Origin of the sequence: Pseudomonas sp. (assembly GCF_030698175.1) — a bacterium.
Taxonomy (GTDB): Bacteria; Pseudomonadota; Gammaproteobacteria; order Pseudomonadales; family Pseudomonadaceae; genus Aquipseudomonas.
This window is the reverse complement of sequence record NZ_JAUYNT010000018.1, coordinates 51523-77543: the sequence shown is the minus strand read 5'-3', so window position 1 is coordinate 77543 and position 26021 is coordinate 51523. Positions and strand designations below refer to the sequence as shown.

Annotated in this window: 22 protein-coding genes; 17 read left to right on the top strand and 5 right to left on the bottom strand. The window is 57.6% G+C overall.

Annotation, left to right across the window (positions count from 1 at the left end; translation table 11 throughout):
* Positions 1 to 23: 23 nt before the first annotated feature.
* From dapD to map, 5 genes are all read right to left on the bottom strand, one after another.
* Positions 24 to 1073: a 2,3,4,5-tetrahydropyridine-2,6-dicarboxylate N-succinyltransferase gene (gene dapD / locus Q8R10_RS09285; RefSeq protein ID WP_305653108.1), complete on the bottom strand. Its 1050-nt coding sequence runs from the start codon at positions 1071 to 1073 to the stop codon at positions 24 to 26.
* A gap of 46 nt (positions 1074 to 1119) precedes the next feature.
* Entirely contained in the window at positions 1120 to 1467 is a 348-nt protein-coding gene (locus tag Q8R10_RS09280; RefSeq protein ID WP_305653106.1) for an ArsC family reductase, read from the bottom strand.
* Positions 1464 to 2663: a succinyldiaminopimelate transaminase gene (gene dapC, locus Q8R10_RS09275; RefSeq protein WP_305653104.1), complete on the bottom strand. Its 1200-nt coding sequence runs from the start codon at positions 2661 to 2663 to the stop codon at positions 1464 to 1466. Before dapC ends, Q8R10_RS09280 begins: the two co-directional genes overlap by 4 nt.
* 150 nt (positions 2664 to 2813) lie before the next feature.
* On the bottom strand, positions 2814 to 5513 hold the full coding sequence (locus Q8R10_RS09270; protein ID WP_305653102.1) for a [protein-PII] uridylyltransferase: 2700 nt from the start codon (positions 5511 to 5513) through the stop codon (positions 2814 to 2816).
* Positions 5514 to 5558: 45 nt separating this feature from the next.
* A complete protein-coding gene (map, locus tag Q8R10_RS09265) occupies positions 5559 to 6356 on the bottom strand; it encodes a type I methionyl aminopeptidase (protein WP_305653101.1) in 798 nt (265 codons plus the stop codon).
* Between the two features lie 282 nt (positions 6357 to 6638).
* Between map and rpsB the strand changes: the two genes are divergently transcribed.
* From rpsB to Q8R10_RS09180, 17 genes are all read left to right on the top strand, one after another.
* Positions 6639 to 7391: a 30S ribosomal protein S2 gene (gene rpsB / locus Q8R10_RS09260; protein WP_305653099.1), complete on the top strand. Its 753-nt coding sequence runs from the start codon at positions 6639 to 6641 to the stop codon at positions 7389 to 7391.
* Positions 7392 to 7610: 219 nt separating this feature from the next.
* Positions 7611 to 8480: a translation elongation factor Ts gene (gene tsf / locus Q8R10_RS09255; protein ID WP_305653097.1), complete on the top strand. Its 870-nt coding sequence runs from the start codon at positions 7611 to 7613 to the stop codon at positions 8478 to 8480.
* A gap of 218 nt (positions 8481 to 8698) precedes the next feature.
* A complete protein-coding gene (pyrH, locus tag Q8R10_RS09250) occupies positions 8699 to 9442 on the top strand; it encodes a UMP kinase (protein WP_305653095.1) in 744 nt (247 codons plus the stop codon).
* A complete protein-coding gene (frr, locus tag Q8R10_RS09245) occupies positions 9439 to 9996 on the top strand; it encodes a ribosome recycling factor (RefSeq protein ID WP_305653093.1) in 558 nt (185 codons plus the stop codon). Before pyrH ends, frr begins: the two co-directional genes overlap by 4 nt.
* 14 nt (positions 9997 to 10010) lie before the next feature.
* Positions 10011 to 10763 carry a polyprenyl diphosphate synthase gene (gene uppS, locus Q8R10_RS09240; protein WP_305653091.1) on the top strand — a complete coding sequence of 251 codons (753 nt, stop codon included), beginning with the start codon at positions 10011 to 10013 and terminating at the stop codon, positions 10761 to 10763.
* Positions 10763 to 11578 carry a phosphatidate cytidylyltransferase gene (locus Q8R10_RS09235; protein WP_305653089.1) on the top strand — a complete coding sequence of 272 codons (816 nt, stop codon included), beginning with the start codon at positions 10763 to 10765 and terminating at the stop codon, positions 11576 to 11578. The genes uppS and Q8R10_RS09235 overlap by 1 nt, the downstream gene beginning before the upstream one ends.
* Positions 11575 to 12765 (top strand): 1-deoxy-D-xylulose-5-phosphate reductoisomerase, encoded by a 1191-nt coding sequence (ispC, locus tag Q8R10_RS09230; protein WP_305653087.1) that lies wholly within the window; start codon positions 11575 to 11577, stop codon positions 12763 to 12765. Before Q8R10_RS09235 ends, ispC begins: the two co-directional genes overlap by 4 nt.
* A 15-nt stretch (positions 12766 to 12780) precedes the next feature.
* A complete protein-coding gene (gene rseP, locus Q8R10_RS09225) occupies positions 12781 to 14133 on the top strand; it encodes an RIP metalloprotease RseP (protein ID WP_305653085.1) in 1353 nt (450 codons plus the stop codon).
* An 86-nt stretch (positions 14134 to 14219) separates the two neighbouring features.
* Complete coding sequence (gene bamA, locus Q8R10_RS09220) at positions 14220 to 16622, top strand: outer membrane protein assembly factor BamA (protein ID WP_305653083.1); 2403 nt, start codon at positions 14220 to 14222, stop codon at positions 16620 to 16622.
* A 51-nt stretch (positions 16623 to 16673) separates the two neighbouring features.
* A complete protein-coding gene (locus Q8R10_RS09215; RefSeq protein WP_305653081.1) occupies positions 16674 to 17177 on the top strand; it encodes an OmpH family outer membrane protein in 504 nt (167 codons plus the stop codon).
* Positions 17177 to 18238, top strand: coding sequence for a UDP-3-O-(3-hydroxymyristoyl)glucosamine N-acyltransferase (gene lpxD, locus Q8R10_RS09210; protein ID WP_305653079.1), 1062 nt, complete (start codon positions 17177 to 17179; stop codon positions 18236 to 18238). Before Q8R10_RS09215 ends, lpxD begins: the two co-directional genes overlap by 1 nt.
* 48 nt (positions 18239 to 18286) lie before the next feature.
* Positions 18287 to 18727 (top strand): 3-hydroxyacyl-ACP dehydratase FabZ, encoded by a 441-nt coding sequence (gene fabZ, locus Q8R10_RS09205; RefSeq protein WP_305653077.1) that lies wholly within the window; start codon positions 18287 to 18289, stop codon positions 18725 to 18727.
* The gene (lpxA, locus tag Q8R10_RS09200) at positions 18724 to 19500 is read left to right on the top strand and encodes an acyl-ACP--UDP-N-acetylglucosamine O-acyltransferase (protein ID WP_305653075.1); all 777 of its coding nucleotides are present in this window, start codon (positions 18724 to 18726) and stop codon (positions 19498 to 19500) included. Before fabZ ends, lpxA begins: the two co-directional genes overlap by 4 nt.
* A gap of 14 nt (positions 19501 to 19514) precedes the next feature.
* Positions 19515 to 20645, top strand: a complete 1131-nt coding sequence (gene lpxB, locus Q8R10_RS09195; RefSeq protein ID WP_305653072.1) for a lipid-A-disaccharide synthase — start codon at positions 19515 to 19517, stop codon at positions 20643 to 20645.
* Positions 20636 to 21235: a ribonuclease HII gene (rnhB, locus tag Q8R10_RS09190; protein ID WP_305653070.1), complete on the top strand. Its 600-nt coding sequence runs from the start codon at positions 20636 to 20638 to the stop codon at positions 21233 to 21235. Before lpxB ends, rnhB begins: the two co-directional genes overlap by 10 nt.
* 125 nt (positions 21236 to 21360) lie before the next feature.
* A complete protein-coding gene (dnaE, locus tag Q8R10_RS09185) occupies positions 21361 to 24882 on the top strand; it encodes a DNA polymerase III subunit alpha (RefSeq protein WP_305653068.1) in 3522 nt (1173 codons plus the stop codon).
* Positions 24883 to 25043: 161 nt separating this feature from the next.
* On the top strand, positions 25044 to 25994 hold the full coding sequence (locus tag Q8R10_RS09180; protein WP_305653066.1) for an acetyl-CoA carboxylase carboxyltransferase subunit alpha: 951 nt from the start codon (positions 25044 to 25046) through the stop codon (positions 25992 to 25994).
* The last annotated feature ends 27 nt before the right edge of the window (positions 25995 to 26021 follow it).

Genomic DNA, 26021 nt, shown 5'->3' with positions numbered 1-26021 from the left:
TCAACCCATCCTACAAGTGCTTATTAGTTATGGGCGTGCAGGGTTTCGTTCAGCTCAATGGCCGACTTGTGGGTCTTGCACTCCACGGCACCGGTTTGCGAGTTGCGGCGGAACAGCAGGTCGGTCTGGCCGGCCAGTTCGCGGGCTTTCAACACTTTGACCAGCTGCCCTTTGTCATCCAGCAGCGCCACCTTGGTGCCGGCGGTGATGTACAGGCCGGATTCGACGGTGTTGTGATCACCCAGCGGGATGCCGATACCGGCATTGGCGCCGATCAGGCAGCCTTCGCCGACGCTGATCACCAGGTTGCCGCCACCCGACAAGGTGCCCATGGTCGAGCAGCCGCCGCCCAGATCCGAACCTTTGCCGACAAACACGCCAGCCGAGACGCGGCCTTCGATCATGCCCGGGCCTTGGGTGCCGGCGTTGAAATTGATAAAACCTTCGTGCATCACGGTGGTGCCTTCGCCCACGTAAGCGCCCAAGCGCACGCGGGAAGCATCGGCGATGCGCACGCCGCTCGGCACCACGTAGTCGGTCATTTTCGGGAACTTGTCGACCGAGAAGACTTCCAGCAATTTGCCTTTCAGGCGGGCCTCTAGCTGACGCTCAGCCAGCTCGGCCAAATCCACGGCGCCTTGGCTGGTCCACGCCACGTTAGGCAGTAGCGGGAAGATCCCGGTCAGGTTCAAGCCGTGGGGTTTAACCAGGCGATGGGAGAGAAGCTGCAGCTTGAGGTAGGCCTCGGGGGTTGAGGTCAGCGCCAGGTCTTCAGCCAGAATAGTCGCCACCAGTGGCTTCTCGCTTTCGGCCAGGCGGGTCAGCAGTGCGGCTTGCTGGGCATCCAGTGGCTTGAGCAGATGGGCGAGTTCGATGGCCTGAGTGGTGCTGAAGCTGATGGCCTGGTTGCCGCCGGTGTAACCCAGCAAGGGTGCTATGGCCGCCAGCAGTTCAGTGGCTGGATTGAGCAGGGGCTGGGCGTAAAACACCTCTAGCCAGCTTTCTTGGCGGTTTTGGGTGCCGACGCCGAAGGCCAGGCTGAACACTTGTTGAGTGGCGGGGTGTTGCGACATGGATTGATTCCTTATTGTGGCTAATTCGTAGGGCATCGCGCGGTTCTTAGACCAGCGCTTGCTGATAAATGTCGGGCTTGAAACCGAGCAGGCTGCGTTCGCCCAGATCCAGCACTGGGCGCTTGATCATCGACGGCTGAGCCAGCATCAGGGCAATCGCCCGGTCCTGGGTGAGGTCGGTTTTTTGCGCCTCGTCGAGCTTGCGAAAGGTGGTGCCGCTGCGGTTAAGGACTTTCTCCCAACCGTGCTGGTCACACCATTTCTGCAGGTTGGCCTGGTCGATACCGAGCGTTTTGTAATCGTGAAAAACGTAGCTAATGCCTTGCTCATCGAGCCAGGTGCGGGCTTTTTTCATGGTGTCGCAAGCTTTGATGCCGTAGAGGGTGATGCTCATGGGCGCACCGTCTGCAGATAGGCGCGAATCCGCTGGGCGGCTTCGATGCAGTCGGCCAGTGGCGCGACCAGGGCCATACGAATCCGCCCGGCACCGGGATTAAAACCATCGACTTCGCGCGACAGGTACGAGCCCGGCACTACGGTGACATGCTGCTGGGCGAACAGCTCACGGGTGAACTGGGCGTCATCGCCGGGCACCTTGGCCCACAGATAGAAGCCGCCATCCGGGCGTTGTACATCCAGCACGGGGCTGAGGATATCCAGCACTGTGTCATATTTGGCCCGGTACAGGTCGCGGTTGGCGCGCACATGGTCTTCGTCGTTCCAGGCGGCGATGCTGGCCAGTTGAGTCGGTACCGACATGGCGCAGCCGTGGTAGGTGCGATAGAGCAAAAAGGCTTGCAGGATGTTCGCATCGCCGGCCACGAAGCCCGAGCGCAGGCCTGGCAAGTTGGAGCGCTTGGACAGGCTGTGAAACACCACGCAGCGTTTGAAATCGCTGCGACCCAGACTCACGCAAGCGCTCAGCAGCCCGGCTGGCGGCGTGCTCTCATCGAAGTACAGCTCGCTGTAGCACTCGTCCGCCGCAATCACGAAGTCGTATTGGTCGGCCAAGCCGATCAGTTTTTCCAGGGTCGCCAGCGGGATCAGTGCGCCGGTAGGGTTGCCCGGCGAGCAGAGAAATAGAATCTGGCAGCGCTGCCAAACGTCCGGAGTGACTGCGTCGAAGTCCGGGTTAAAACCATGCTCGGCCAGGCACGGCAGGTAGTGCGGCTGCGCGCCGGCGAGCAGGGCAGCGCCTTCGTAGATTTGATAGAAGGGGTTAGGGCTGACTACCAGCGCGTCGTCACCGCGCTCCACCACCGTCTGGGTAAAGGCGAACAGGGCTTCGCGGGTGCCGTTGACCGGCAAGATGTGCTTTGCCGCATCCAGCCAGCCGCCGGGTACGCCGAAGCGCCGCTCGCACCAGCTGGCAATCGCCTCGCGCAACGCCGGCAGCCCCAGGGTGGTTGGATACACCGCCAGTTGGTCGAGGTTGGCGGCCAGGGCGTTTGCGACAAACTCCGGCGAGCGGTGCTTGGGTTCGCCAATCGACAGGGCTATCGCCGGCAGCTCGGCCGGTTGTACGCCGGCCAGTAGGGCGCGGAGTTTTTCGAACGGGTAGGGTTGGAGCTGCTTGAGCGCACTGTTCATCGGGTTTGCAACTTCCTAAATACGTATTGTTGTTGGCGCGGCGGATTGATCGTTGGCGTCGGATAATAGTTGAGCGGTTGAATGTTGGCCTGCAGGGTGCGGTGCTTTTCGAACTTGTTGGAATGCAGAGTTCATCGGGCTTGAAATTTCCTAAATACGAATCGACGTTGGCGTACTGGAGTCGTTGGCGTCGGATAGTTGGGCGGTAATCGCGGCCTGCAGGCGGGCGCACAGCTCGGGATCAGCCAGCGGTTGGTGGCGGGCATCGGTGATAAAGAACACGTCTTCAACTCGCTCGCCGAGGGTGGCAATTTTGGCATTTTGCAGTGACAGATCGAAGTCTAAAAAGATCTTGCCGATCCGTGCCAGCAGGCCGGGGCGATCCGGGGCGGTCAGTTCGAGCACCGTGACCGGGCGCTGGGCATCGTTGTGGATGCTGACTTGCGGGGCGAAGGCGAAGTGCTTGAGCTGGCGCGGTACCCGGCGTTGGATAATGGTCGGGTAGTCGTCGGGGTTTTTTAGGGCATCAATCAGGCCCTGGCGGATCTCTTTGCTGCGCGCCGGATTGTCACCGATCGAGCCGCCGTCGGCGTCCAGCACTATGTAAGTGTCGAGGGTGAACTGGCTGGATGAAGTGATGATCCGGGCGTCGTGGATGCTCAGGTTCAGCTGGTCCATGGCGGCCACGGTCACGGCAAAGAAGTCGTGTTGGTCTTGGGCATAAATGAAGATTTGCGTGGCGCCTTCAAACTCGCGTTGGGTGGTTTCCTTCAGCAGTACCAACGGTCCGGCCGCAGCCGGGTGCTGCAGGATGGCCTCGGTGTGCCAAGCCACATCGGTGGCGGTGTGGCGCAAGAAGTAGTCATCGCCCAGTTGCGACCAGAGCTGTTCGGCTTCGTCCTGGTCATTGCCGCCGCGCACCAGGGTGTCGATGGCGGCGTTCTGGGTCAGACGAATTTGCTCTTCACGGTCCACCGGGTTTTCCAGGCCGCGGCGCAGTGCCCGCTTGGTTTCGGTGTAGAGCTGGCGCAACAGGCTGGCGCGCCAGGAGTTCCACAGCGTTGGGTTGGTGGCGTTAATGTCGGCCACGGTCAGCACGTACAGATAGTCGAGGTGGGTCTGATCGCCAACCAGCTGGGCAAAATTGTGAATCTCTTGCGGGTCGGAGAGGTCTTTGCGCTGGGCGGTGGTCGACATCACCAAGTGGTTTTTCACCAGCCAGACGATTAACCGCGAATCCCAGGCCGGCAGCTGGTGGCGCTGACAGAACAGCTCGGCATCCACTGCGCCGAGTTCCGAGTGGTCGCCGCCGCGGCCTTTGCCGATGTCATGGTAGAGGCCGGCCAGGTAAATCAGCTCAGGCTTGGGCAGGGTGGCGATTAGTTTGCTGGCCAGCGGGAATTTCTCGCTGACGCCAGGCTTACCCAGCTTGCGCAGGTGCTTGATCAAATTCAGGGTGTGCGCATCGACAGTGAAGATATGAAACAGGTCGTGCTGCATCTGCCCGACGATACGGCCAAACTCCGGCAGATAGCGGCCGAGAATGCCGAAGCGGTTCATCCGCCGCAGGCTGCGGTGAATGCCCTCGGCGGACTTGAACAGCTCGATAAACAGGCTGGTGTTGCGAATATCTTGGCGGAACTCGTCGTTGATCAGCGGCCGACTGTCTCGCAGCAGGCGAATGGTGTCGGCTTGCACACCGCGCAAATTCGGCGTTTGCGCCATCAACACGAAGATTTCCAGAATCGCAAAGGGGGTGCGGGTGAACACGTCCGGATGGGTGACTTCGAGAAAGCCATTGCGCACCTGGAAGCGGTTGTTCAGCGGCTCGGCCGGCAGATTCTCGGAGTGACGCAGTATTACCTCTTCAAAGTGCTGCATGATCAGGTCGTTGAGCTCGGCCACCGCCATTACCGCGCGGTAATACTTTTGCATCAACTGCTCGACGGCCAGCTTGCCATCGGCATCGCTAAAGCCCAGTAAGCCAGCAATTTTCTGCTGATGGTCAAACAGCAGGCGGTCTTCACTGCGCCCGGCGAGCATGTGCAGGGCGTAGCGCACCGTCCAGAGAAAATCTTGCGAGGCCGACATGAGGCTCGACTCGGACTCCACCAAAAAGCCTTGGGCGGCCAGGGCGTGCAAATTCAGCGTGCCAAATTGCCGACGGGCGACCCAGAGGATGGTCTGGATGTCGCGCAGCCCGCCTGGCGAGCCTTTGACGTTGGGTTCCAGGTTGTATTCGGTGTCGTTGTACTTGGCGTGGCGGGCGGTTTGCTCATCGCGCTTGGCCAGAAAGAAGTGCTTGCTCGGCCACATTTGCTCGGGGCTGGTGACTGCCAGCATGCGCTGGCGCAGGTGCTCGGGGCCGGCGATGGTGCGGCTTTCCATCAGGTTGGTGATGATCGTAAGGTCGGCGCGGGCCTCTTCGGCGCATTCGGCCACCGAGCGCACGCTTTGCCCGACTTCCAGACCGATGTCCCAGAGCAGCATCAGAAATTGTTCGATCGAGTCGCGAAACAGCTCCTGGTCTTCGTTATCGAGCAGAATCAGCAAGTCGATGTCGGAGTGCGGGTGCAGCTCACCACGGCCATAGCCGCCGACTGCCACCAGGCTGATCTCGGCCTCGCGATTCCAGTCGAAGCGCGCCCAGGCTTCGCGCAGGATCTGGTCAACGCACCAGGCACGATCTTCGATCAGGCGGCGAATTTCCCGGCCATTTTTGAAGCGCTCATCGAGCACCGCATTGATTTGCCGCAGGGCTTTTTTAAAGGCGCCAATCGGGCTGGCTTTGAGCGCTAATTCAGCCTGGAACTGACCGCGGTCGAACAAATCGGGATCCACCTGCGGCATACAGCAATGTTCCTTCTTGAAATGGCGTTCAGGGTTGGCCGGTGATTAGGCCAGCTTCTGCGCAGAGGAGCTGCGGGGCAGGGTGTCGTCTTGGCGCAAGGTGAAGATTTCATAGCCAGTGGCGGTGACCAGGATGGTGTGCTCCCACTGAGCCGAAAGCTTGCGGTCCTTGGTGATGGCGGTCCAGCCGTCGCCAAGCAGGCGGGTTTCGGCACGGCCCTGGTTGATCATCGGCTCGATGGTGAAGCACATGCCTTCTTTCAGCTCCATGCCGGTGCCGGCGCGGCCGTAATGAAGCACTTGCGGCTCTTCATGGAATACCGCGCCGATGCCGTGGCCGCAGTATTCGCGCACCACTGAATAGCCATTTTTCTCGGCGTGCTTCTGGATCACTTCACCAATGTCGCCAAGGCGTACGCCCGGCTTTACCAGTTCTATGCCCTTGTACATGCACTCCTGAGTCACGCGTGCGAGCTTCTCGGCCCACTCGCTGACCTTGCCGACCATGTACATCTTGCTGGTGTCGCCGTGGTAGCCATCTTTGATCACGGTGACGTCGATGTTCAGCACGTCGCCATCTTTCAGCGGCTTCTCGTTGGGAATGCCGTGGCACACCACATGGTTGATCGAGGTGCAGATCGACTTGGGGAAGCCTTTGTAGTTCAGCGGCGCGGGAATCGCCTGTTGCACGTTGACTATATAGTCGTGGCAGATGCTATTGAGCTGGTCGGTGGTGACGCCAGGTTTGACGTGCTCGCCGATCATCTCCAGTACTTCGGCGGCGAGGCGGCCGGCAATACGCATTTTTTCGATTTCAGCTGGCGTCTTAATAGTGACGGTCATGCGGGCTCTCTCAGTGCGCTGGACGCAAGGCAATACACAAAGGCGCGATTCTAACAGACCCAGACGGTCGAGCCACCCAGTGCAGTGGCAGTTATCGATAGCCTTTAGCGGTTTCGCCGTGGTCGATCTTGTGATATAAAGTGCGCCGCTTTACGGGCAGTGCCGGTAGAGCTTAAACCCACACACGTATCGACACGGTGACCTGGGTGCTTGTAGAGAGACTCTGCAAGTTGGTCATTGGGATGCGTGGAGGCCTAACCCTATTTAATTTAAGGAACAAAAATGTCCTACGTTAATATGCGCGATATGCTGAAGGCCGGTGTGCACTTCGGTCACCAGACCCGTTACTGGAACCCGAAAATGGGTAAGTACATTTTCGGTGCGCGTAACAAGATCCACATCATCAACCTGGAAAAAACCCTGCCTATGTTCAACGAAGCTTTGGCTTTCGTTGAGAAACTGGCTTCGGGCAAAAACAAAATCATGTTCGTCGGCACCAAGCGTGCTGCTGGCAAGATCATCCGCGAAGAAGCTGCTCGTTGCGGCTCGCCGTTCGTTGATCACCGTTGGTTGGGCGGCATGCTCACCAACTACAAAACCATTCGTGCCTCGATCAAGCGCCTGCGCGACCTGGAAATTCAGTCGCAAGACGGTACTTTCACCAAGCTGACCAAGAAAGAAGCGCTGATGCGTTCGCGTGATCTGATCAAGTTGGATCGCAGCCTTGGTGGTATCAAGGACATGGGCGGCCTGCCTGACGCATTGTTCGTTATCGACGTTGATCACGAACGCATTGCCATCACCGAAGCCAACAAGCTGGGCATTCCGGTAATCGGCATCGTCGACACCAACAGCAGCCCAGAAGGTGTTGATTACATCATTCCAGGTAACGATGACGCCATTCGCGCCATCCAGCTGTACATGGTTGCCATGGCTGACGCGGTAATCCGTGGTCGCAACAATGCCAATGGCGGCACAGTGTTGGCTGAAGAGTTTGTTGCTCAAGCACCAGCTGCTGAAGCTGCCGAAGGCTGAGTAAAAGACGCCTAGCGTCTGTCAGTACGCAAAAAGGGGGCTAAGCCCCCTTTTTGCCACTCGCGAATTGAGTGCTCGGATGTATCAGTGAGTGGTGAGGGCTGCGGCTTAGGCCTCTGTCTGCGCCGACTCGCGAATTGAGTGCGGTACTGCGAGCAAAGAATTGATCGCCCGTTATGCGGGTGGAATGGTTAAAACCTATCCAAGAGGATTTTAGACATGGCAGAAATTACAGCAGCAATGGTTAAAGAACTGCGCGAGCGCACCGGCGAAGGCATGATGGATTGCAAAAAGGCCTTGACCAAGGCCGGCGGCGACATCGAAAAAGCCATCGACGACATGCGCGCGTCTGGCGCCATCAAGGCTGCCAAGAAAGCTGGCAACGTGGCTGCCGAAGGTGCTATCGCGGTTAAGTTGAGCGATGACAACAAGACTGCCGTGATCATGGAAGTGAACTCGCAGACTGACTTCCTGGCCCTGCAGGACGATTTCAAGAAATTCGTTAGCGACAGCATCGACCAGGCTCTGGCCGAGAAGCTGACCGACGCCGCTCCACTGGTTGCTTCGCGCGAAACTGCTCGGGTTGAACTGGTTGGTAAGGTTGGCGAGAACGTCAATATCCGTCGTTTGACCCGCGTTGAAGGCGATGTGTTGGGCGCTTACCTGCACGGCAACAAGATCGGCGTAATCGTTTCTCTGAAAGGCGGCGACAGCGAACTGGCTCGCGACATCGCCATGCACGTAGCGGCAAGCAATCCTGAGTTCCTGCACACTTCCGAAGTGTCTGAAGAGGCTGTTGCTCGCGAGAAGGCTGTGTTCATGAGCCTGAACGAAGACAAAATGAAGGGTAAGCCAGCCGAAATCGTTGAAAAAATGATTGCTGGTCGCATCCAGAAGTTCCTCGCTGAAGCCAGCTTGGTTGAGCAGCCTTTCGTTAAAAACCCAGAGCTGACTGTTGGTGCTTTGGCCAAGAAAGCCGGCGCTGAAATCATTTCTTTCACCCGCTACGGCGTGGGTGAAGGCATTGATAAGGGTGAAGTTGACTTCGCCGCTGAAGTTGCTGCACAACTGGCTGCCAGCCAGAAGTAAGACCGCTTAACCGCTGTCGCCCCAGAGAGGCTGCCCGCTAACGCGCGCGGCCTCTTTGTCAAATAGGGGCGGCAGTTTCGCTTGCAGCTGCGCAGCACTTTTGCGTTAAGACACAAAGTGCTGCTGACGTTGCTCAGGCGACCGTTCATAATCGCAAACGCGGCGAGCATTGCTCAGTCGTGTGCGCACAGTCTTTAAACGCCGCAGGAGAAATACGCATGGCTCAGCAGGTCAATGGTCGTCAACCGCGCTATAACCGCATTTTACTCAAGCTAAGCGGCGAAGCCTTGATGGGCTCGGAAGACTTCGGTATTGATCCTAAGGTGCTTGATCGGATGGCGCTGGAAGTTGGCCAGTTGGTCGGCATTGGCGTTCAGGTCGGTTTGGTGATCGGTGGCGGTAACCTGTTTCGTGGAGCGGCGCTGAGTGCTGCGGGCATGGATCGCGTCACTGGCGACCACATGGGCATGCTTGCCACTGTGATGAACGCCTTGGCCATGCGCGATGCGCTGGAGCGTTCGAACATCCCGGCTCTGGTGATGTCGGCCATTAGCATGGTCGGCGTGACCGATCACTATGATCGCCGCAAGGCCATGCGTCATCTGAAAACCGGTGAAGTGGTGATCTTTGCCGCCGGCACCGGTAATCCGTTTTTCACCACCGACTCTGCTGCCTGCCTGCGCGCCATTGAAATTGACGCCGACGTGGTGTTGAAGGCGACTAAGGTGGATGGCGTTTACACTGCTGACCCGTTCAAAGACCCGCATGCGGAAAAGTTCGATCACCTGAGCTACGACGAAGTATTGGATCGCAAGCTCGGCGTGATGGATTTGACTGCTATCTGCCTGTGCCGTGACCACAACATGCCATTGCGGGTGTTCAATATGAACAAGCCCGGCGCGCTGTTAAATATCGTCCTCGGTGGCGCCGAAGGAACTCTGATTGAGGAGAACAAGCAATGATCAATGAGATCAAGAAAGACACTCAAGAACGTATGCAAAAGAGCCTGGAGTCGTTGCTCCATGCATTTAGCCGTATCCGTACCGGCCAGGCACACCCAAGCATTCTGGGTGGCGTGATGGTGCCTTACTACGGCGCCGACACGCCGTTGAATCAGGTTGCCAACGTGACCGTCAAGGATTCGCGCACCCTGCAAGTGGTGGCTTTCGAGCGCAATATGCTGGCGGCCGTCGATAAGGCGATCCAGAGTTCCGGTCTGGGTTTCAATCCGACCAACTTGGGCGAGTTGCTGCTGATCTCCATGCCGGCGCTGACGGAAGAAACCCGTAAGGGCTTTACCAAGCAGGCGCGTGATGCGGCGGAAGATGGTCGTGTGGCTGTGCGCAATATCCGCCGTGATGCCTTGAGCCAGTTGAAAGACCTGGTTAAAGACAAAGATATCAGCGAAGACGAAGAGCGTCGCGCGGCCGATGATGTGCAGAAGCTAACTGACAAGTTTGTGGCTGAGATCGAAGTGGCCGTGAAGCAGAAAGAAGCGGATTTGATGGCCGTTTAACGGTCAGTACCGTCATGGATAAGACTAACTTAGTGCCTGTTGCTGTGCCACGGCATGTTGCGATCATCATGGATGGCAACAATCGCTGGGCCAAAAAGCGTCTGCTGCCCGGTGTTGCCGGGCATAAAGCCGGCGTTGATGCCGTGCGTGCGGTCATCAAGGTATGCGCCGAGGCCGGTGTTGAGGTCCTGACCCTGTTCGCCTTCTCCAGTGAAAACTGGCAGCGCCCCGCCGAAGAAGTCAGCGCGTTGATGGAGTTGTTTCTGCGGGCATTACGTCGCGAGGCGAAAAAGCTCAAAGAGAATGAAATCAGCCTGCGGATCATTGGCGATCGCTCGCGTTTTCATCCGGAGTTGCAGGCCGCCATGCTGGCGGCTGAGGCGGAAACCGCCGGGCCGAGTAAGTTTGTCCTGCAGGTAGCGGCCAACTACGGTGGCCAGTGGGATATCGTCCAGGCCGCGCAAGCGTTGGCACGCAAGGTTCAGGCCGGTACGCTGCAAGTTGAGCAAATCGATGCGCAGTTGCTTGAAGGGCAGTTGGTAACGGCGGGGCTGCCATTGCCGGATCTGTGTATTCGTACCGGTGGCGAACACCGGATCAGCAATTTCTTGCTGTGGCAGTTGGCCTACGCCGAGTTGTATTTTTCCGAGCTGTTCTGGCCGGACTTCAAACACCATGCCATGCGCGCTGCGCTGGCTGATTACGCTACGCGCCAACGCCGCTTCGGTAAAACGAGCGAGCAAGTGCAAGCTGAGGCCCGCCAATAATGCTTAAGCAACGAATCATTACTGCGCTGTGGTTATTGCCGGTGGCTTTGGGCGGTTTCTTCCTCCTGGATGGCTGGCAGTTTGCGTTGTTTATCGGCGCGGTAGTGACCCTGGGTGGCTGGGAGTGGGCGCAGTTGGCTGGCTTTAACGCACAGCCTCTGCGGATTGCCTATGGCGCCGTGGTTGCGGGCTTGTTGTATGTGCTTTATTTGCTACCGCAGTTGGCGCCTTGGTTGCTGCTTGCCGCTTTGATTTGGTGGTTGCTGGCGACGTTGCTAGTGGTGAGTTATCCGCGCAGTAAAGCGTATTTGCATGGGTCGCTGAGCAAGCCGCTGATAGGTCTGTTGATCCTGTTGCCGGCCTGGCAGGGGCTGATGCTGCTCAAGCAGTGGCCGTTGGGTAATGGCTTGATCATCGCGGTGATGGTGTTGGTCTGGGGCGCCGATATTGGCGCCTATTTCGCAGGGCGCACCTTTGGCAAGCGTAAGTTGGCGCCGCATGTCAGTCCCGGCAAGAGTTGGGAGGGCGTGTTGGGTGGCCTGCTGACCTGTTTGTTGATTGCCTTGAGCGTTGGTTTGTATCGCCACTGGTCGGGGTCTGAGTTGTTGCTGGCGCTGGCCTGCACGGCGTTGCTGGTGATGGTTTCGGTGGTCGGTGATCTGACCGAAAGCCTGTTTAAGCGTGAGGCCGGGATTAAAGACAGCAGTAATTTATTGCCCGGGCATGGCGGCATTCTTGATCGGATCGATAGCCTGACGGCGGCGATTCCAATCTTTGCGCTGCTGCTCTGGGCGGTTGGCTGGGGTCAGTTGTGAGTCAACTGCAGCAGATCAGCGTGCTGGGGGCTACGGGCTCGATCGGCCTGAGCACCCTGGATGTCATCGCTCGCCACCCTGAGCGCTATCAGGTGTTTGCCCTCAGTGGTTTTAGTCGCCTGTTGGAGTTAGAAACTCTGTGTCGACGTTTCCATCCGCGCTTTGCGGTGGTGCCTACTGCTGTTGTGGCCCTTGAGTTGCAAGGCGCGCTACAGGCCGCTGGCTTAAGTACCGAGGTGTTGGTCGGCGAGGCGGGCTTGTGCGAAGTGGCTGCCCATCCTGAGGTCGATGCGGTCATGGCCGCCATTGTCGGCGCCGCCGGTTTAAAGCCGACTCTGGCCGCCGTCGAGGCAGGCAAAAAAGTGCTGCTGGCCAACAAGGAAGCCTTGGTAATGTCCGGCGCCTTGTTTATGCAGGCGGTGCGTAAAAGTGGCGCGGTCTTGCTGCCGATCGACAGCGAACACAATGCGATCTTCCAATGCTTGCCTGGCGATTATGGGCGCGGCTTAATTCAGGTCGGGGTGCGGCGGATCTTGCTGACCGCCTCTGGCGGACCTTTTCGGCAGACGCCACTTGAGCAGTTGCAGGCCGTTACGCCTGAGCAGGCCTGCGCCCATCCGAACTGGTCGATGGGGCGGAAAATCTCGGTCGACTCCGCCAGCATGATGAACAAAGGCCTGGAGTTGATCGAGGCCTGCTGGTTGTTCGATGCCAAGCCTGCGCAAATCGAAGTGTTGATCCATCCGCAAAGCGTGATTCATTCGCTGGTCGACTATGTGGATGGCTCGGTGTTGGCGCAGTTGGGCAACCCGGATATGCGCACCCCCATTAGTCATGCCTTGGCGTGGCCGGAGCGGATTGATTCGGGTGTGGCGCCGTTGGATTTGTTTGCCATCGCACGGCTGGATTTTCAGGCGCCCGATGAGTCGCGCTTCCCCTGTTTGCGCCTTGCCCGTGATGCGGCCGACGCCGGCGGTAGCGCGCCGGCGCTGCTGAATGCGGCCAATGAGGTGGCGGTGCAGGCATTCTTGCAGCGGCGTATTCGCTTTCCCGAGATCGCCAATGTCATCAGCGAAGTATTGAATCTTGCGCCGACAGTTGCGGTCGAAAGCCTTGAGTGCGTTTTTCAGGCCGATGCTCAGGCCCGTCAACTTGCAGGGCAATGGTTGCAGCGCCATGAACGCTAGCTTCGGAGAGAGTCAATGAGTGCGCTCTATATGTTTTTCGGCACCCTGATCGCCCTTGGGGTGTTGGTGACCATTCATGAATTTGGACATTTTTGGGTGGCGCGCCGCTGTGGGGTGAAAGTTCTGCGCTTCTCGGTTGGTTTTGGTACGCCGCTGCTGCGTTGGCACGACCGTCAAGGCACGGAGTTCGTGCTGGCGGCAATTCCGCTTGGCGGCTACGTGAAGATGCTCGATGAGCGCGAAGGCGAAGTGCCGCCGGAGCTGTTGGAGCAAGCCTTCACCCGTAAGCCAGTGAGGCAGCGCATCGCCATAGTGGCGGCTGGGCCGCTGGCAAACTTTATTCTCGCCTTCGTATTTTTCTGGTTGCTGGCCATGCTCGGCAGCCAGCAGGTGCGCCCGGTGATTGGTGCTGTTGAGCCGGCCAGCTTGGCTGCCAGTGCAGGCTTGGTCGCCGGTCAAGAGTTGGTTGCAGTCGATGGCGAGCCTGTCAGCGGCTGGGCGGCGGTTAACCTGCAGTTGGTGCGGCGCTTGGGCGAGAGCGGCACCCTTGAGGTGTTGGTGCGTGAAGCGGGCTCCAATGTAGAAACCGCTCATCAATTGCAGTTGCACGACTGGTTGCAGGGGGTGGCTGAGCCGGATCCAATTAGTGCGTTGGGGGTTCGTCCGTGGCGCCCAGAAATTGCGCCAGTGTTGGCCGAATTTGATCCAGAAGGTCCAGCCCTGGCGGCCGGGCTTAAAGTGGGTGATCGGCTGTTGGCGCTTAACGGCGCGCCACTGACCCAATGGCAGCAAGTCGTCGAGCAGGTGCGCGGCTTGGCTGCGCAGCGGGTGCTGTTTAGTGTGCGGCGCGGCGATCAAACCATCGAAGTGCCGGTGACGCTGGCCGCGCGCGGTGAGGACAAGGCTCGCAGTGGTTATCTGGGCGCCGGAGTGCAGGCCCCCGAGTGGCCGGCGGATATGCTCCGAGAAGTCCGCTTCAATCCGGCTGAGGCCGTGGTTGAAGGCTTGCAGCGCACCTGGACCATGAGTGTGCTGACGCTTAATTCGATGAAAAAGATGCTGATTGGCGAGCTCTCGGTAAAAAACTTGAGTGGGCCGATAACCATTGCTAAAGTGGCGGGCGCTTCTGCTCAGTCGGGTTTCGGGGATTTTCTTAATTTCCTGGCTTATCTGAGTATTAGCCTGGGGGTGCTGAACTTATTGCCGATACCCGTGCTGGATGGGGGGCATCTGCTGTTTTATTTGGTCGAGTGGGCTCGTGGGCGCCCCTTGTCAGAGCGGGTGCAAGGGTGGGGCATGCAGATCGGTATCAGTATGATCGTCGGCATAATGCTACTCGCCTTGGTAAACGATCTGGGTCGGCTCTAAGTCGCAAGCGCAAGCTGTTAGCCTGTTTTGAATCTGCCGCCTTTTGCAGCAGATTTTTATTGTCAGTTAATAAAAGAAAGGACTTCATGAAACGTCTGCTCCTAACTGCGGTGCTCGCCGCACTGATGATCACTGAAGTTCACGCTGAGTCCTTCACTGTCTCCGATATCCGCGTTAACGGCTTGCAGCGGGTTTCCGCTGGCAGCGTGTTCGGCGCTTTGCCAGTTAACGTCGGCGAGAAAGTCGACGACCGCCAGTTGGTTGAAGCGACACGGGCGTTGTTTAAAACCGGTTTCTTCCAAGATATCCAGCTCGGTCGCGATGGCGATGTGCTGATTGTTAGTGTGGTCGAACGGCCATCGATCTCCGGTATCGAGATTGAAGGTAACAAGGCGATCAAAACCGAAGACCTGCTCAAGGGGTTGACTCAGTCGGGTCTGGCCGAAGGCGAGATTTTCCAACGCGCCACCCTCGAAGGTGTGCGTAACGAGCTGCATCGCCAATATGTATCCCAAGGCCGCTACTCGGCCGAGATTGAAGCCGAAGTGGTGCCGCAGCCGCGTAATCGCGTGGCGCTGAAGATCAATATCAACGAAGGCTCGGTTGCGGCCATTCAACACATCAACGTGGTCGGCAACAGTGTGTTCAGCGATGAAGATCTCGGTGACCTGTTTGAGCTGAAAACCACCAACTGGTTGTCGTTCTTCAAAAGCGATGACAAATACTCGCGGGAAAAACTCTCCGGCGACTTGGAGCGCTTGCGTTCCTACTACCTCGATCGCGGCTATATCCACATGGATATCACCTCGACGCAGGTCTCTATCACCCCAGACAAACAACACGTTTACATCACGGTTAACGTCGATGAAGGCGATAAATACACCGTCAGCGACGTCAAGCTCAGCGGTGACTTAAAGGTTCCTGAGCAAGAGTTGAAGGCGTTGCTGCTGGTGCAGCCGGGCCAGGTGTTCTCGCGCAAGCTGATGACCACCACCTCAGAGTTGCTGACTCGCCGCTTGGGTAACGATGGTTATACCTTTGCTAACGTCAACGGCTTGCCTGAAGCCAATGATGATAAACATACGGTTGCCATTACCTTTGTGGTTGACCCAGCTAAGCGTGCTTACGTTAACCGGATTAACTTCCGTGGTAACACCAAGACTGAAGACGAAGTGCTGCGCCGCGAAATGCGCCAGATGGAAGACGGTTGGGCCTCGACTTACCTGATTGATCAGTCGAAGGTGCGTTTAGAACGTTTGGGCTATTTCAAGGAAGTTACCGTCGAAACCCCGAAAGTGCCGGGTAGTGATGACCTGGTTGACGTCAACTACAGCGTTGAAGAACAAGCCTCTGGCTCGATTACCGCCAGCGTTGGTTTTGCTCAGAACGCCGGTTTGATCCTCGGCGGTTCCATCAGTCAGAACAACTTCCTCGGCACCGGTAACAAGGTTAACTTTGGTGTCACGCGCAGTGAGTATCAGAGTGCGCTGAACTTTGGTTTTGTTGATCCCTACTGGACTGTTGATGGCGTCAGCTTGGGCTACAACGCCTTCTTCCGTAAGACTGATTATGATGAGCTGAACACCGATGTATCGAGTTATTCGATTGACAGTAAAGGGGTTGGCGCAACCATTGGCTACCCTATCACTGATACATCGCGCCTGACCTATGGCTTGACCGTGCAGCAGGATGATCTGAGCAGCGGCAGCTATACCGTGCAGCAGATTCAGGATTTTATTGCCAATGAAGGCGAGGGCTTTACTAACTTTAAAGCATCAGTTGGCTGGTCGGATTCAACCTTGAATAAAGGCGTGCTGGCCACCCGTGGCAACTCGCAAAGCGTGGTGCTGCAGGCCACGGTGCCGGGCAGCGACCTGTCGTTCTTTAAGTTGGATTACCGCGGTCAGGTGTTTAAGCCGCTGACCCAAGCCACCACGCTGCGGCTCCATACCGAATTGGGTTATGGCGATGGCTATGGTTCGAGCGACGGCTTGCCATTCTATGAAAACTACTATGCTGGCGGTTTTGGTTCGGTTCGCGGTTTCAAGGACAGTTCGCTGGGTCCAAGAAGCACGCCGAGCCGGGCTTATCCAACCCAGCCGGCAAACAGTCCAGCTAACGTTAATGGTTACAATCCAGCGACTGGCATCTACACCGATCCAGACCAGGATCCGCTGCCGTTCGGCGGTAACGTGCTGGTTCAAGGTGGTGCCGAGTTGCTGTTCCCGCTGCCCTTTATCAAAGATCAGAGCTCGCTACGAACCTCGTTGTTTTTGGACGTCGGTAATGTCTTCCAGACCAACTGTGACGGTTATGAGGCGGGCGAATGCGAGTCCCCCAATCTTGGTGACTTGGCTATTTCTACCGGTGTTGGCCTAACCTGGATTACCGGCTTTGGCCCACTGAGCTTCAGCTTGGCTGCACCGATCAAGAAACCGGATAACGCCGAAACCCAGATTTTCCAGTTCTCGCTCGGCCAAACCTTTTAATCCACGTTTAATTTTTACTAACGACAACAGTTTCGTTGCAGGAGTAACAAAGTGCGTAAGTTGACTCAAGTGGTTCTGTGCATGGCAGCTTTGATGGCCACTCCAGCTTTCGCTGAGATGAAAATCGCCGTGATGAACTATCAAATGGCGCTGCTGGAGTCGGACTCTGCCAAGCGTTATGCGGTAGACGCCGAGAAGAAATTTGGTCCGCAGTTGACCAAGTTGAAGTCACTCGAAGGTGGCGCTAAAAGCATTCAGGATAAATTGGTAAAGGGTGGCGAGAAATTGCAGCAAGGCGAGCGTGAACGCCTTGAATTGGAGTTCAAGCAAAAAGCCCGCGATTTCCAATTTCAGTCTAAAGAGCTGAATGAAGCCAAAGCCATTGCTGATCGTGAAATGCTTAAGCAGTTGAAACCAAAGCTTGATAAAGCAGTGGAAGAGGTTATCAAGCAAGGCAACTATGACTTAGTACTCGAGCGTGGCGCCGTGGTTGATGTGAAACCGCAGTACGACATCACCCGCCAAGTTATTGAGCGCATGAATCAGCAGCGTTAATGATGAGCGCGGTAGTTTTCACTCTCGGCCAGTTGGCCGAACGCTTGGGCGCAACCTTGCGCGGTGCGGCGGATAAACAAATCAGCGGTCTGGCGACCTTGCAAGAGGCGCAAGCTGGACAGCTGAGTTTTTTAGCCAACCCGCAATATCGTAAATACCTTGCCGATACCCAGGCCGCTGCCTTGCTGTTGACCCCTGCGGATGCCGAAGGCTACGCCGGCGACGCCTTGCTGGTGGCCAATCCCTATCTGGCTTACGCGCAGCTGTCCCATCTGTTTGATCGCAAGCCAGTAGCGGCTGCCGGCGTGCACCCGACCGCGCTCATCGCGGCCGATGCGCAGGTGCATGCCAGCGCCAGTATTGGCCCTTATGTAGTGGTTGAGAGTGCTGCGCAGATTGGCGCCGGCGTGAGCATTGGCGCCCATTGCTTTATTGGTGCGCGCTCGCAGATCGATGCCGATGGCTGGCTCGCGCCGCGCGTGACCCTTTATCACGACGTGCGTATTGGCAAGCGAGTGGTGATTCAGTCCGGCGCGGTGTTGGGCGCCGACGGTTTTGGTTTTGCCAATGAGAAAGGCATCTGGCAGAAGATTGCCCAGATCGGTGGCGTCACCTTGGGCGACGACGTTGAAGTTGGCGCCAATACCACCATCGATCGCGGCGCGCTGGCAGATACCATTATCGGCAACGGCGTGAAGCTGGATAACCAGATCATGGTCGCGCACAACGTGCAGATCGGTGATCACACGGCGATGGCCGGTGGTTCAGGTATTTCCGGTAGCAGCAAGGTCGGCAAGCATTGCATGATCGCGGGCAGAGCGGGGTTGGTCGGTCATATTGAAGTTTGCGATAACGTTTTCATTACCGGCATGACCATGATCACCCGTTCAATTACCGAACCGGGCTCTTACTCCTCGGGCACGGCCATGCAGCCTTCGGCCGAATGGCGCAAAAGTGCCACGCGCTTTCGCCAGCTCGATGACATGGCTAAACGTCTGCAGCAACTCGAAAAACGTCTGGCAGCCGTGACCGCAAAGGATCAGGACTCTTCAGAGCCCTGATCCGCGAATGTTACGCGGCACTAACTTTTACTACAGGCTTCCCCGTATATGATGGACATCAACCAGATTCGTGAATACTTACCCCATCGCTATCCGTTCTTGCTGGTCGATCGGGTCGTGGATTTGGATCTAGACGCTAAGCAGATCCGTGCTTACAAAAATGTCAGCATCAATGAGCCGTTTTTTACCGGGCACTTTCCGCAGTTTCCGATTATGCCGGGTGTGCTGATCATTGAAGCCATGGCGCAAGCGGCCGGGATTCTGGGTTTCAAAATGATGGGCATTAAGCCTGATGATGGAGTGCTCTATTACTTCGTTGGTTCTGACAAACTGCGTTTTCGCCAGCCCGTGGTGCCGGGCGATCAGCTGGTGCTGGAGGCTACTTTTATTAGCTGCAAGCGCAGCATCTGGAAGTTTGCCTGTAAGGCCACTGTCGATGGCAAAAGTGTTTGCTCGGCTGAAATTATCTGTGCGGATCGCAAAATATGAGTTTGCTTGACCCTCGCGCCATCATCGATCCGTCAGCCAAACTGGCGGATGACGTTCAGGTCGGCCCTTGGTCGATCATTGGGCCTGATGTGGAGATCGCTGAGGGTACAGTTATTGGCCCGCACGTCATTATCAAAGGGCCAACCAAGATTGGTCGGCACAATCGAATTTATCAGTTCTCTTCGGTTGGTGAAGACACCCCAGATTTGAAATACAAAGGTGAAGATACCCGCCTGGTGATTGGCGATCACAACGTGATTCGCGAAGGTGTGACCATTCACCGTGGCACCATTCAAGACCGTTCAGAGACCACCATCGGCGATCACAATTTGCTCATGGCTTATGTTCATATTGGTCATGACAGTGTGATTGCCAACCACTGCATTCTGGTCAATAACACCGCGTTGGCGGGTCATGTATTAATCGATGACTGGGCGATTCTCTCCGGTTTTACCCTGGTGCATCAGTTTTGCCGGATTGGCGCCCATAGCTTCTCCGGCATGGGCACGGCGATTGGCAAAGATGTGCCGGCGTTCGTCACCGTGGTCGGTAACCCGGCCGAAGCGCGCAGCATGAATTTTGAAGGCATGCGTCGTCGTGGTTTCAGCGCCGAGGCCATTCAAGCGTTACGGCGCTGCTACAAGATCGTCTACCGCCAAGGCCTGACCATCGAGCAAGCCTTGAGTGAAATGAGCGAATTGGCTACGCAGTATCCCGAAGTGGCGCTGTTTCGCGACTCGGTTCAGGCCTCCACTCGCGGTATTACCCGCTGAACAGCTCCGCTACATTGCGGGTGGCCTTGGTTGCCGGTGAGGCCTCTGGCGACATTCTTGGCGCTGGCTTGATGCAGGCACTGCGGGCGCAGCATCCGACGATCGAATTTATCGGTGTCGGCGGTCCGCGCATGGAGGCCCAAGGGCTGTGCTCCTACTTTCCGATGGAGCGTCTGTCGGTGATGGGCCTGGTCGAGGTATTAGGCCGGCTGCCCGAGTTGTTGGCGCGGCGAAAACGCCTAATCAATACCTTGATTGAGCAGCGACCAGATGTCTTTATTGGCATCGATGCGCCGGATTTCACCCTCAATATCGAACTCAAACTGCGCCGTGCCGGAATCAAGACTGTGCACTACGTCAGCCCCTCGGTGTGGGCGTGGCGGCAGAAACGGGTGCTGAAAATCCGCGAAGGTTGCGACCTGATGCTGACGCTGTTTCCCTTCGAGGCGCAGTTTTATCAAGCTCAGCATGTGCCGGTACGTTTTGTCGGGCATCCGCTGGCCAATACCATTCCCCTGCAGCTTGATCGTGGCGCCGCTCGTTTGAGCCTCGGCTTGCTCGAGTCGGGGTCGCTGGTGGCCTTGTTGCCTGGCAGTCGTGGTGGTGAAGTAGGCAAGCTCGGCGGCCTGTTTCTCGATACTGCCGAGTTATTGCTGCAAGCCCGGCCGGAGCTGCGTTTTGTATTGCCGTGCGCCAGCCCCGAACGGCGCGAGCAGCTTGAGGCCTTGTTGGTCGGGCGCAACTTGCCGTTGACCTTGCTCGATGGCCAGTCTCACGAGGCGTTGGCGGCGTGTGATGCGGTATTGATCGCCTCCGGCACCGCGACCCTCGAGGCCTTGCTCTGTCAGCGGCCAATGGTGGTCGCCTATAAGGTCGCCCCTTTGACCTACTGGATTCTTAAGCGGTTGGTGAAAAGTGCGTATCTGTCGTTGCCGAATTTACTCGCGGGTCGCTTGTTGGTGCCGGAGTTGATTCAGGACGCGGCAACCCCTGCGGCCTTGGCTGCGCAGTTGTTGCCGTTGTTGGCCAATGGCGCCAGTCAGACCCGCGAGTTTGCTGCCATCCACACTAGCCTGCGCCTGGATGCCTCTATACAGGCCGCCGATGCCGTGCTGGCCCTGATTGCGGGGCAGCCATGCAATTAGGCCTGGACTTCACCCTGGTCGAAGCCTTGGTGGCCGGAGTCGACGAAGTCGGCCGTGGCCCGCTCTGTGGCGCGGTGGTGACTGCGGCAGTGATTCTCGATCCGGCTCGGCCAATTTTGGGTTTGAATGACTCGAAAAAACTCACCGCCGTCCGCCGTGAGCAGCTGTTTGATGAAATCTGTGAAAAATCTGTGGCCTGGTGCATTGCCCGCGCCGAGGTCGAGGAAATCGATCAGCTGAATATTCTGCATGCCACCATGCTGGCCATGCAGCGCGCGGTCGCCGGGCTTAGCGTTACGCCCAAGTTGGCGCTGATCGACGGCAACCGTTGTCCGCAGTTGGATGTGCCCAGCGCCGCCGTGGTTAAGGGCGATAGCCAGGTTCCGGCGATTGCCGCGGCCTCGATTCTGGCCAAGGTCAGCCGTGATCGTGAGATGCAAGCGCTCGATCTTCAGTACCCCGGCTACGGCATCGCCGGCCACAAAGGCTATCCAACCCCTGCGCATCTGGAGGCTTTGCAGCGGCTCGGGCCGACGCCGATTCATCGGCGCTCGTTTGCGCCGGTGCGTAAGTTGCTCGAGCAGCTTTAAACCGAGCGCGTCGTGCCAAGCGGCATGTCGGTCAGGTTAATAGTCTTCAGCTAGCAAGCTGATGTTTCCAGCAAGGCCCGGTACAATCCGGGCCTTGTCGTTTTTGCGTTTTATATAGGATGCGTATGCCCGCCACTTTTGTTCACCTGCGTTTGCATACCGAGTTTTCTCTGATCGACGGTTTGGTGCGGGTTAAACCCTTGGTCAAGGCCGCGGCCGCTGCGGGCATGCCGGCGGTGGCGGTGACTGATCAGCGCAATCTGTGCTCGTTGGTGAAGTTCTATAAAGCCGCCATGGGTGGCGGTATCAAGCCGATTTGTGGCGCCGATGTCTGGTTGGCGAGCAAAGAAGAAGACGGCCCGCTGAGCCGCATGACCCTGCTGGTGATGAACGCCAAGGGTTATCGCAACCTGACCGAGTTGATTTCCCGCGGTTTTATCGAAGGCCAGCGCAACGGTGAAGTGATCATCGAACGCCAGTGGGTCAAGGAGGCGGCCGAAGGCCTGATTGCCCTGTCGGGCGCCAAAGAAGGTGAAATCGGCCTGAACTTGCTGGCCGGCAATCTGGCCAGCGCCGAAGACTCGTTGCATGAGTGGCAGGCGACTTTTCCCGAGCGCTTTTATCTGGAGCTGCAGCGCACCAGTCGGGTCAATGATGAGGAATACCTGCACCTGGCGGTGGCCTTGGCCGAGCGCTGTGGCGCGGCCTTGGTGGCCACCAACGATGTGCGCTTTATCAAGCAGGCCGATTTCGAGGCCCACGAAACCCGCGTCTGCATCGGTGAGGGGCGGGCGCTGGATGATCCGCGCCGCCAGCGTACTTACAGCGATCAGCAGTACCTGAAGTGCCCCGAGCAAATGTTCGAGCTGTTCAGCGACTTGCCCGAGGCGCTGGAAAACACCGTCGAAATCGCCAAGCGTTGCAATATCGAGGTGCTGCTGGGCAAGAGCTTTCTGCCGAACTTTCCGGTGCCCGATGGCATGACCATGGACGAGTTCTTTCGCAAGGTCAGTCACGACGGTTTAGAAGAGCGGCTCGCGGTGCTGTGGCCGAAAGACACCACGCCCAACTACGAAGAGAAGCGCAAAGAGTACGAGGATCGCCTGAATTTCGAGCTGGATATCATCATTCAGATGGGTTTCCCCGGCTACTTTCTGATCGTGATGGACTTTATCCAGTGGGCCAAGCGCAACGGCATTCCGGTCGGTCCCGGCCGTGGGTCGGGTGCCGGTTCCTTGGTGGCCTACGTGCAGAAGATCACCGATCTGGACCCGCTGGAATACGACCTGCTGTTTGAACGCTTTCTCAACCCTGAGCGGGTATCGATGCCCGACTTCGATATCGACTTCTGCATGGAAGGCCGTGATCGGGTCATTGAATACGTGGCGCAAACCTACGGGCGCAACGCTGTTAGCCAGATCATCACCTTCGGCACCATGGCCGCCAAAGCCGTGGTGCGCGACGTGGCGCGGGTGCAGGGCAAGTCCTATGGCTTGGCTGATCGACTGTCGAAGATGATTCCCTTCGAAGTCGGCATGACCCTGGAAAAAGCCTTCGAGCAAGAGGAAGTGCTACGCGACTTTCTTAAGGTCGACGAAGAAGCCGCAGAAATTTGGGAGATGGCCAAGAAGCTTGAGGGCATTACCCGTAACGTCGGCAAACACGCCGGCGGCGTGGTGATCGCGCCGACCAAGCTGACCGACTTTTCGGCGATTTATTGCGATGACGAAGGCGGCAGCCTGGTCACTCAGTTCGACAAGGATGACGTCGAGGCGGCCGGCCTGGTGAAGTTCGACTTCCTCGGCCTGCGCACCCTGACCATCATCGACTGGGCGCTGAAAACCATTAACCGCGAGCGCGCCAAGGTCGATGAGCCGCCGCTGGTGATTGAGTTCATCCCGCTGGATGACAAAGCCACTTTCAGCTTGCTGCAAAAAGCCGAAACCACGGCGGTGTTCCAGCTCGAGTCGCGTGGCATGAAAGAGCTGATCAAAAAGCTCAAGCCCGACTGCCTGGAAGACCTGATCGCCCTGGTGGCCTTGTTTCGCCCAGGCCCGTTGCAGTCGGGCATGGTTGATGACTTTATCAACCGTAAGCACGGCCGCGCCGAGCTGTCCTATCCGCACTCGGACTATCAATACGAAGGCTTAAAACCGGTACTGCTACCGACCTACGGGATCATCCTGTACCAAGAGCAGGTGATGCAGATCGCCCAGGTGATGGCTGGTTACACCCTCGGTGAGGCGGATATGCTGCGCCGCGCCATGGGTAAGAAAAAGCCCGAGGAGATGGCCAAGCAGCGTGGCGGTTTCATCGAGGGCTGCTCGAATAATGGCATCGACCCGAACCTGTCGGGCAACATCTTTGACTTGGTAGAGAAATTCGCCGGCTACGGTTTTAACAAATCCCACTCGGCCGCTTACGGTCTGGTGTCTTACCAGACCGCCTACCTGAAAGCCCATTATCCTTCGCCCTTTATGGCTGCGGTGTTGTCGGCGGATATGCACAACACCGACAAGGTGGTGACCCTGATCGAGGAATGCCGCAGCATGAAGCTGCGCCTCGATGCGCCGGATGTGAACAGCTCCGAGTTCAAGTTCACGGTCAATGACGATGGCCGGATCGTTTACGGTCTGGGCGCGATCAAAGGTGTGGGCGAAGGGCCGGTGGAGGCCATAGTCGAGTCGCGCCAGGCCGGGCCGTTCAAGGATTTGTTCGATTTCTGCGCACGGGTGGATCTCAAGCGCATCAACAAACGCACCACCGATGCCTTGATTCGCAGCGGCGCGCTGGATCGCTTGGGGCCGTACTTTTACGATGAAATAAAAGCCTATCAGGCCAATATCGACCGCAATCGCGCGGTGTTGTTATCGGCGATGGAGGAGGCGATTCAGGCCGCCGAACAAACCAGTCGCAGCCATGCCAGCGGCCATATGGATTTGTTTGGCGGGGTGTTCGCCGATGCCGAAGCGGATGTTTACGCCAAGCACCGTAACGCGCGTGAATTGCCTTTAAAGGAGCGTTTGCGCGGCGAGAAAGAAACCCTTGGCCTGTACCTGACCGGTCACCCGATTGACGAGTACGAGGGAGAAATCCGCCGCTTTGCCCGTCAGCGCATCATCGACCTGAAGCCGGCTCGTGGTGATCAGACCGTCGCTGGTCTGATCGTCAATCTGCGGGTGATGCGCAACAAGAAGGGCGACAAGATGGGCTTTATCACCCTCGATGACCGCTCCGGGCGGATTGAAGCCTCGCTGTTTGCCGAGGCGTTTAACGCAGCGCAAGCCTTGCTGCAAACCGATGCCATGGTGGTGGTGGAGGGCGAGGTCAGCAACGACGACTTCTCCGGCGGCCTGCGCTTGCGCGCCAAGCGGGTGATGAGCCTGGAAGATGCCCGCACCGGTCTGGCCGAAAGCCTGCGGATTAAAGTTGCCAGCAGCGCCTTGCAGGGTGATCGGCTGCGTTGGTTGGGGCAGTTGTGCGAGCGCCATCGCGGTGAGTGTCCGATCACCCTGGACTACACCGCCAGTGAGGCCAAGGCCGTGTTGCAGTTTGGTAATGACTGGCGAATCGATCCGACCGATAGCTTGATTCAGGCGTTGCGTGACCAGTTCGGGCGCGACAACGTCTTTCTCAACTATCGCTAACTTTAGGCGCTTAAGCTGCGTTAACAGCCAGTATCACGGCTTGCAGCTAGGCTTGAGCGCTGAATGTTTATTCTCGACCTGCACGCGTCTGATCCCTTAAGGTAAGACGCTTGCAGACACCGCTCCCCGGCCGCGTGGCCGTCGACGCCAGATGGAAATTTATGAACCCGAATTTTCTCGATTTCGAACAGCCGATTGCCGACCTACAAGCCAAAATCGAAGGCTTGCGCCTGGTGGGCAATGACAACGCACTGAATATCGGCGATGAAATTGCGCGCCTGCAGGACAAGAGCCAAACCCTGACTGAAACCATTTTCAGCAACCTGACCAGCTGGCAAATTGCCCGCTTGGCGCGCCATCCGCAGCGGCCTTATACCCTCGACTACATCGGCCATATTTTTGGCGAGTTTGATGAGCTGCACGGTGATCGGCATTTCTCCGACGACCCGGCGATTGTTGGCGGGATTGCCCGTCTGGACGACGAGCCGGTAATGATTATCGGCCACCAGAAAGGTCGGGAAATCCGCGAGAAAGTCCGCCGTAACTTCGGCATGCCGCGTCCCGAGGGCTATCGCAAAGCCTGCCGGCTGATGGAGATGGCCGAGCGCTTCAAGATGCCAATCCTGACTTTTATCGACACTCCGGGTGCCTACCCAGGCATAGATGCCGAAGAGCGCGGGCAGAGTGAGGCGATTGCCTGGAACCTGCGGGTGATGTCGCGCTTGAAAACCCCGATTATCGCCACTGTGATCGGTGAGGGCGGTTCCGGCGGCGCCCTGGCCATTGGCGTGTGCGACAGTCTGAACATGCTGCAGTATTCGACCTACGCGGTGATTTCCCCTGAGGGTTGCGCCTCGATTCTGTGGAAAACCGCCGATAAAGCCCCGGATGCCGCGGAAGCCATGGGCATTACCGCCGAGCGTTTGAAGGGCTTGGGGATTGTCGACAAGGTAATTGGCGAGCCACTGGGCGGCGCCCATCGCGCCCCGGAAGTGGTGGCCGAGTCGATTCGCAAAGAGCTGGCGCACCAACTCCAGGCGCTGAAAAAACTCGACACCAAGGCGCTGCTGGCCCGTCGTTATGAGCGCCTGATGAGTTATGGCATCGCTTAAGTTTCAGTGCTAAGCGATTCGAATGGC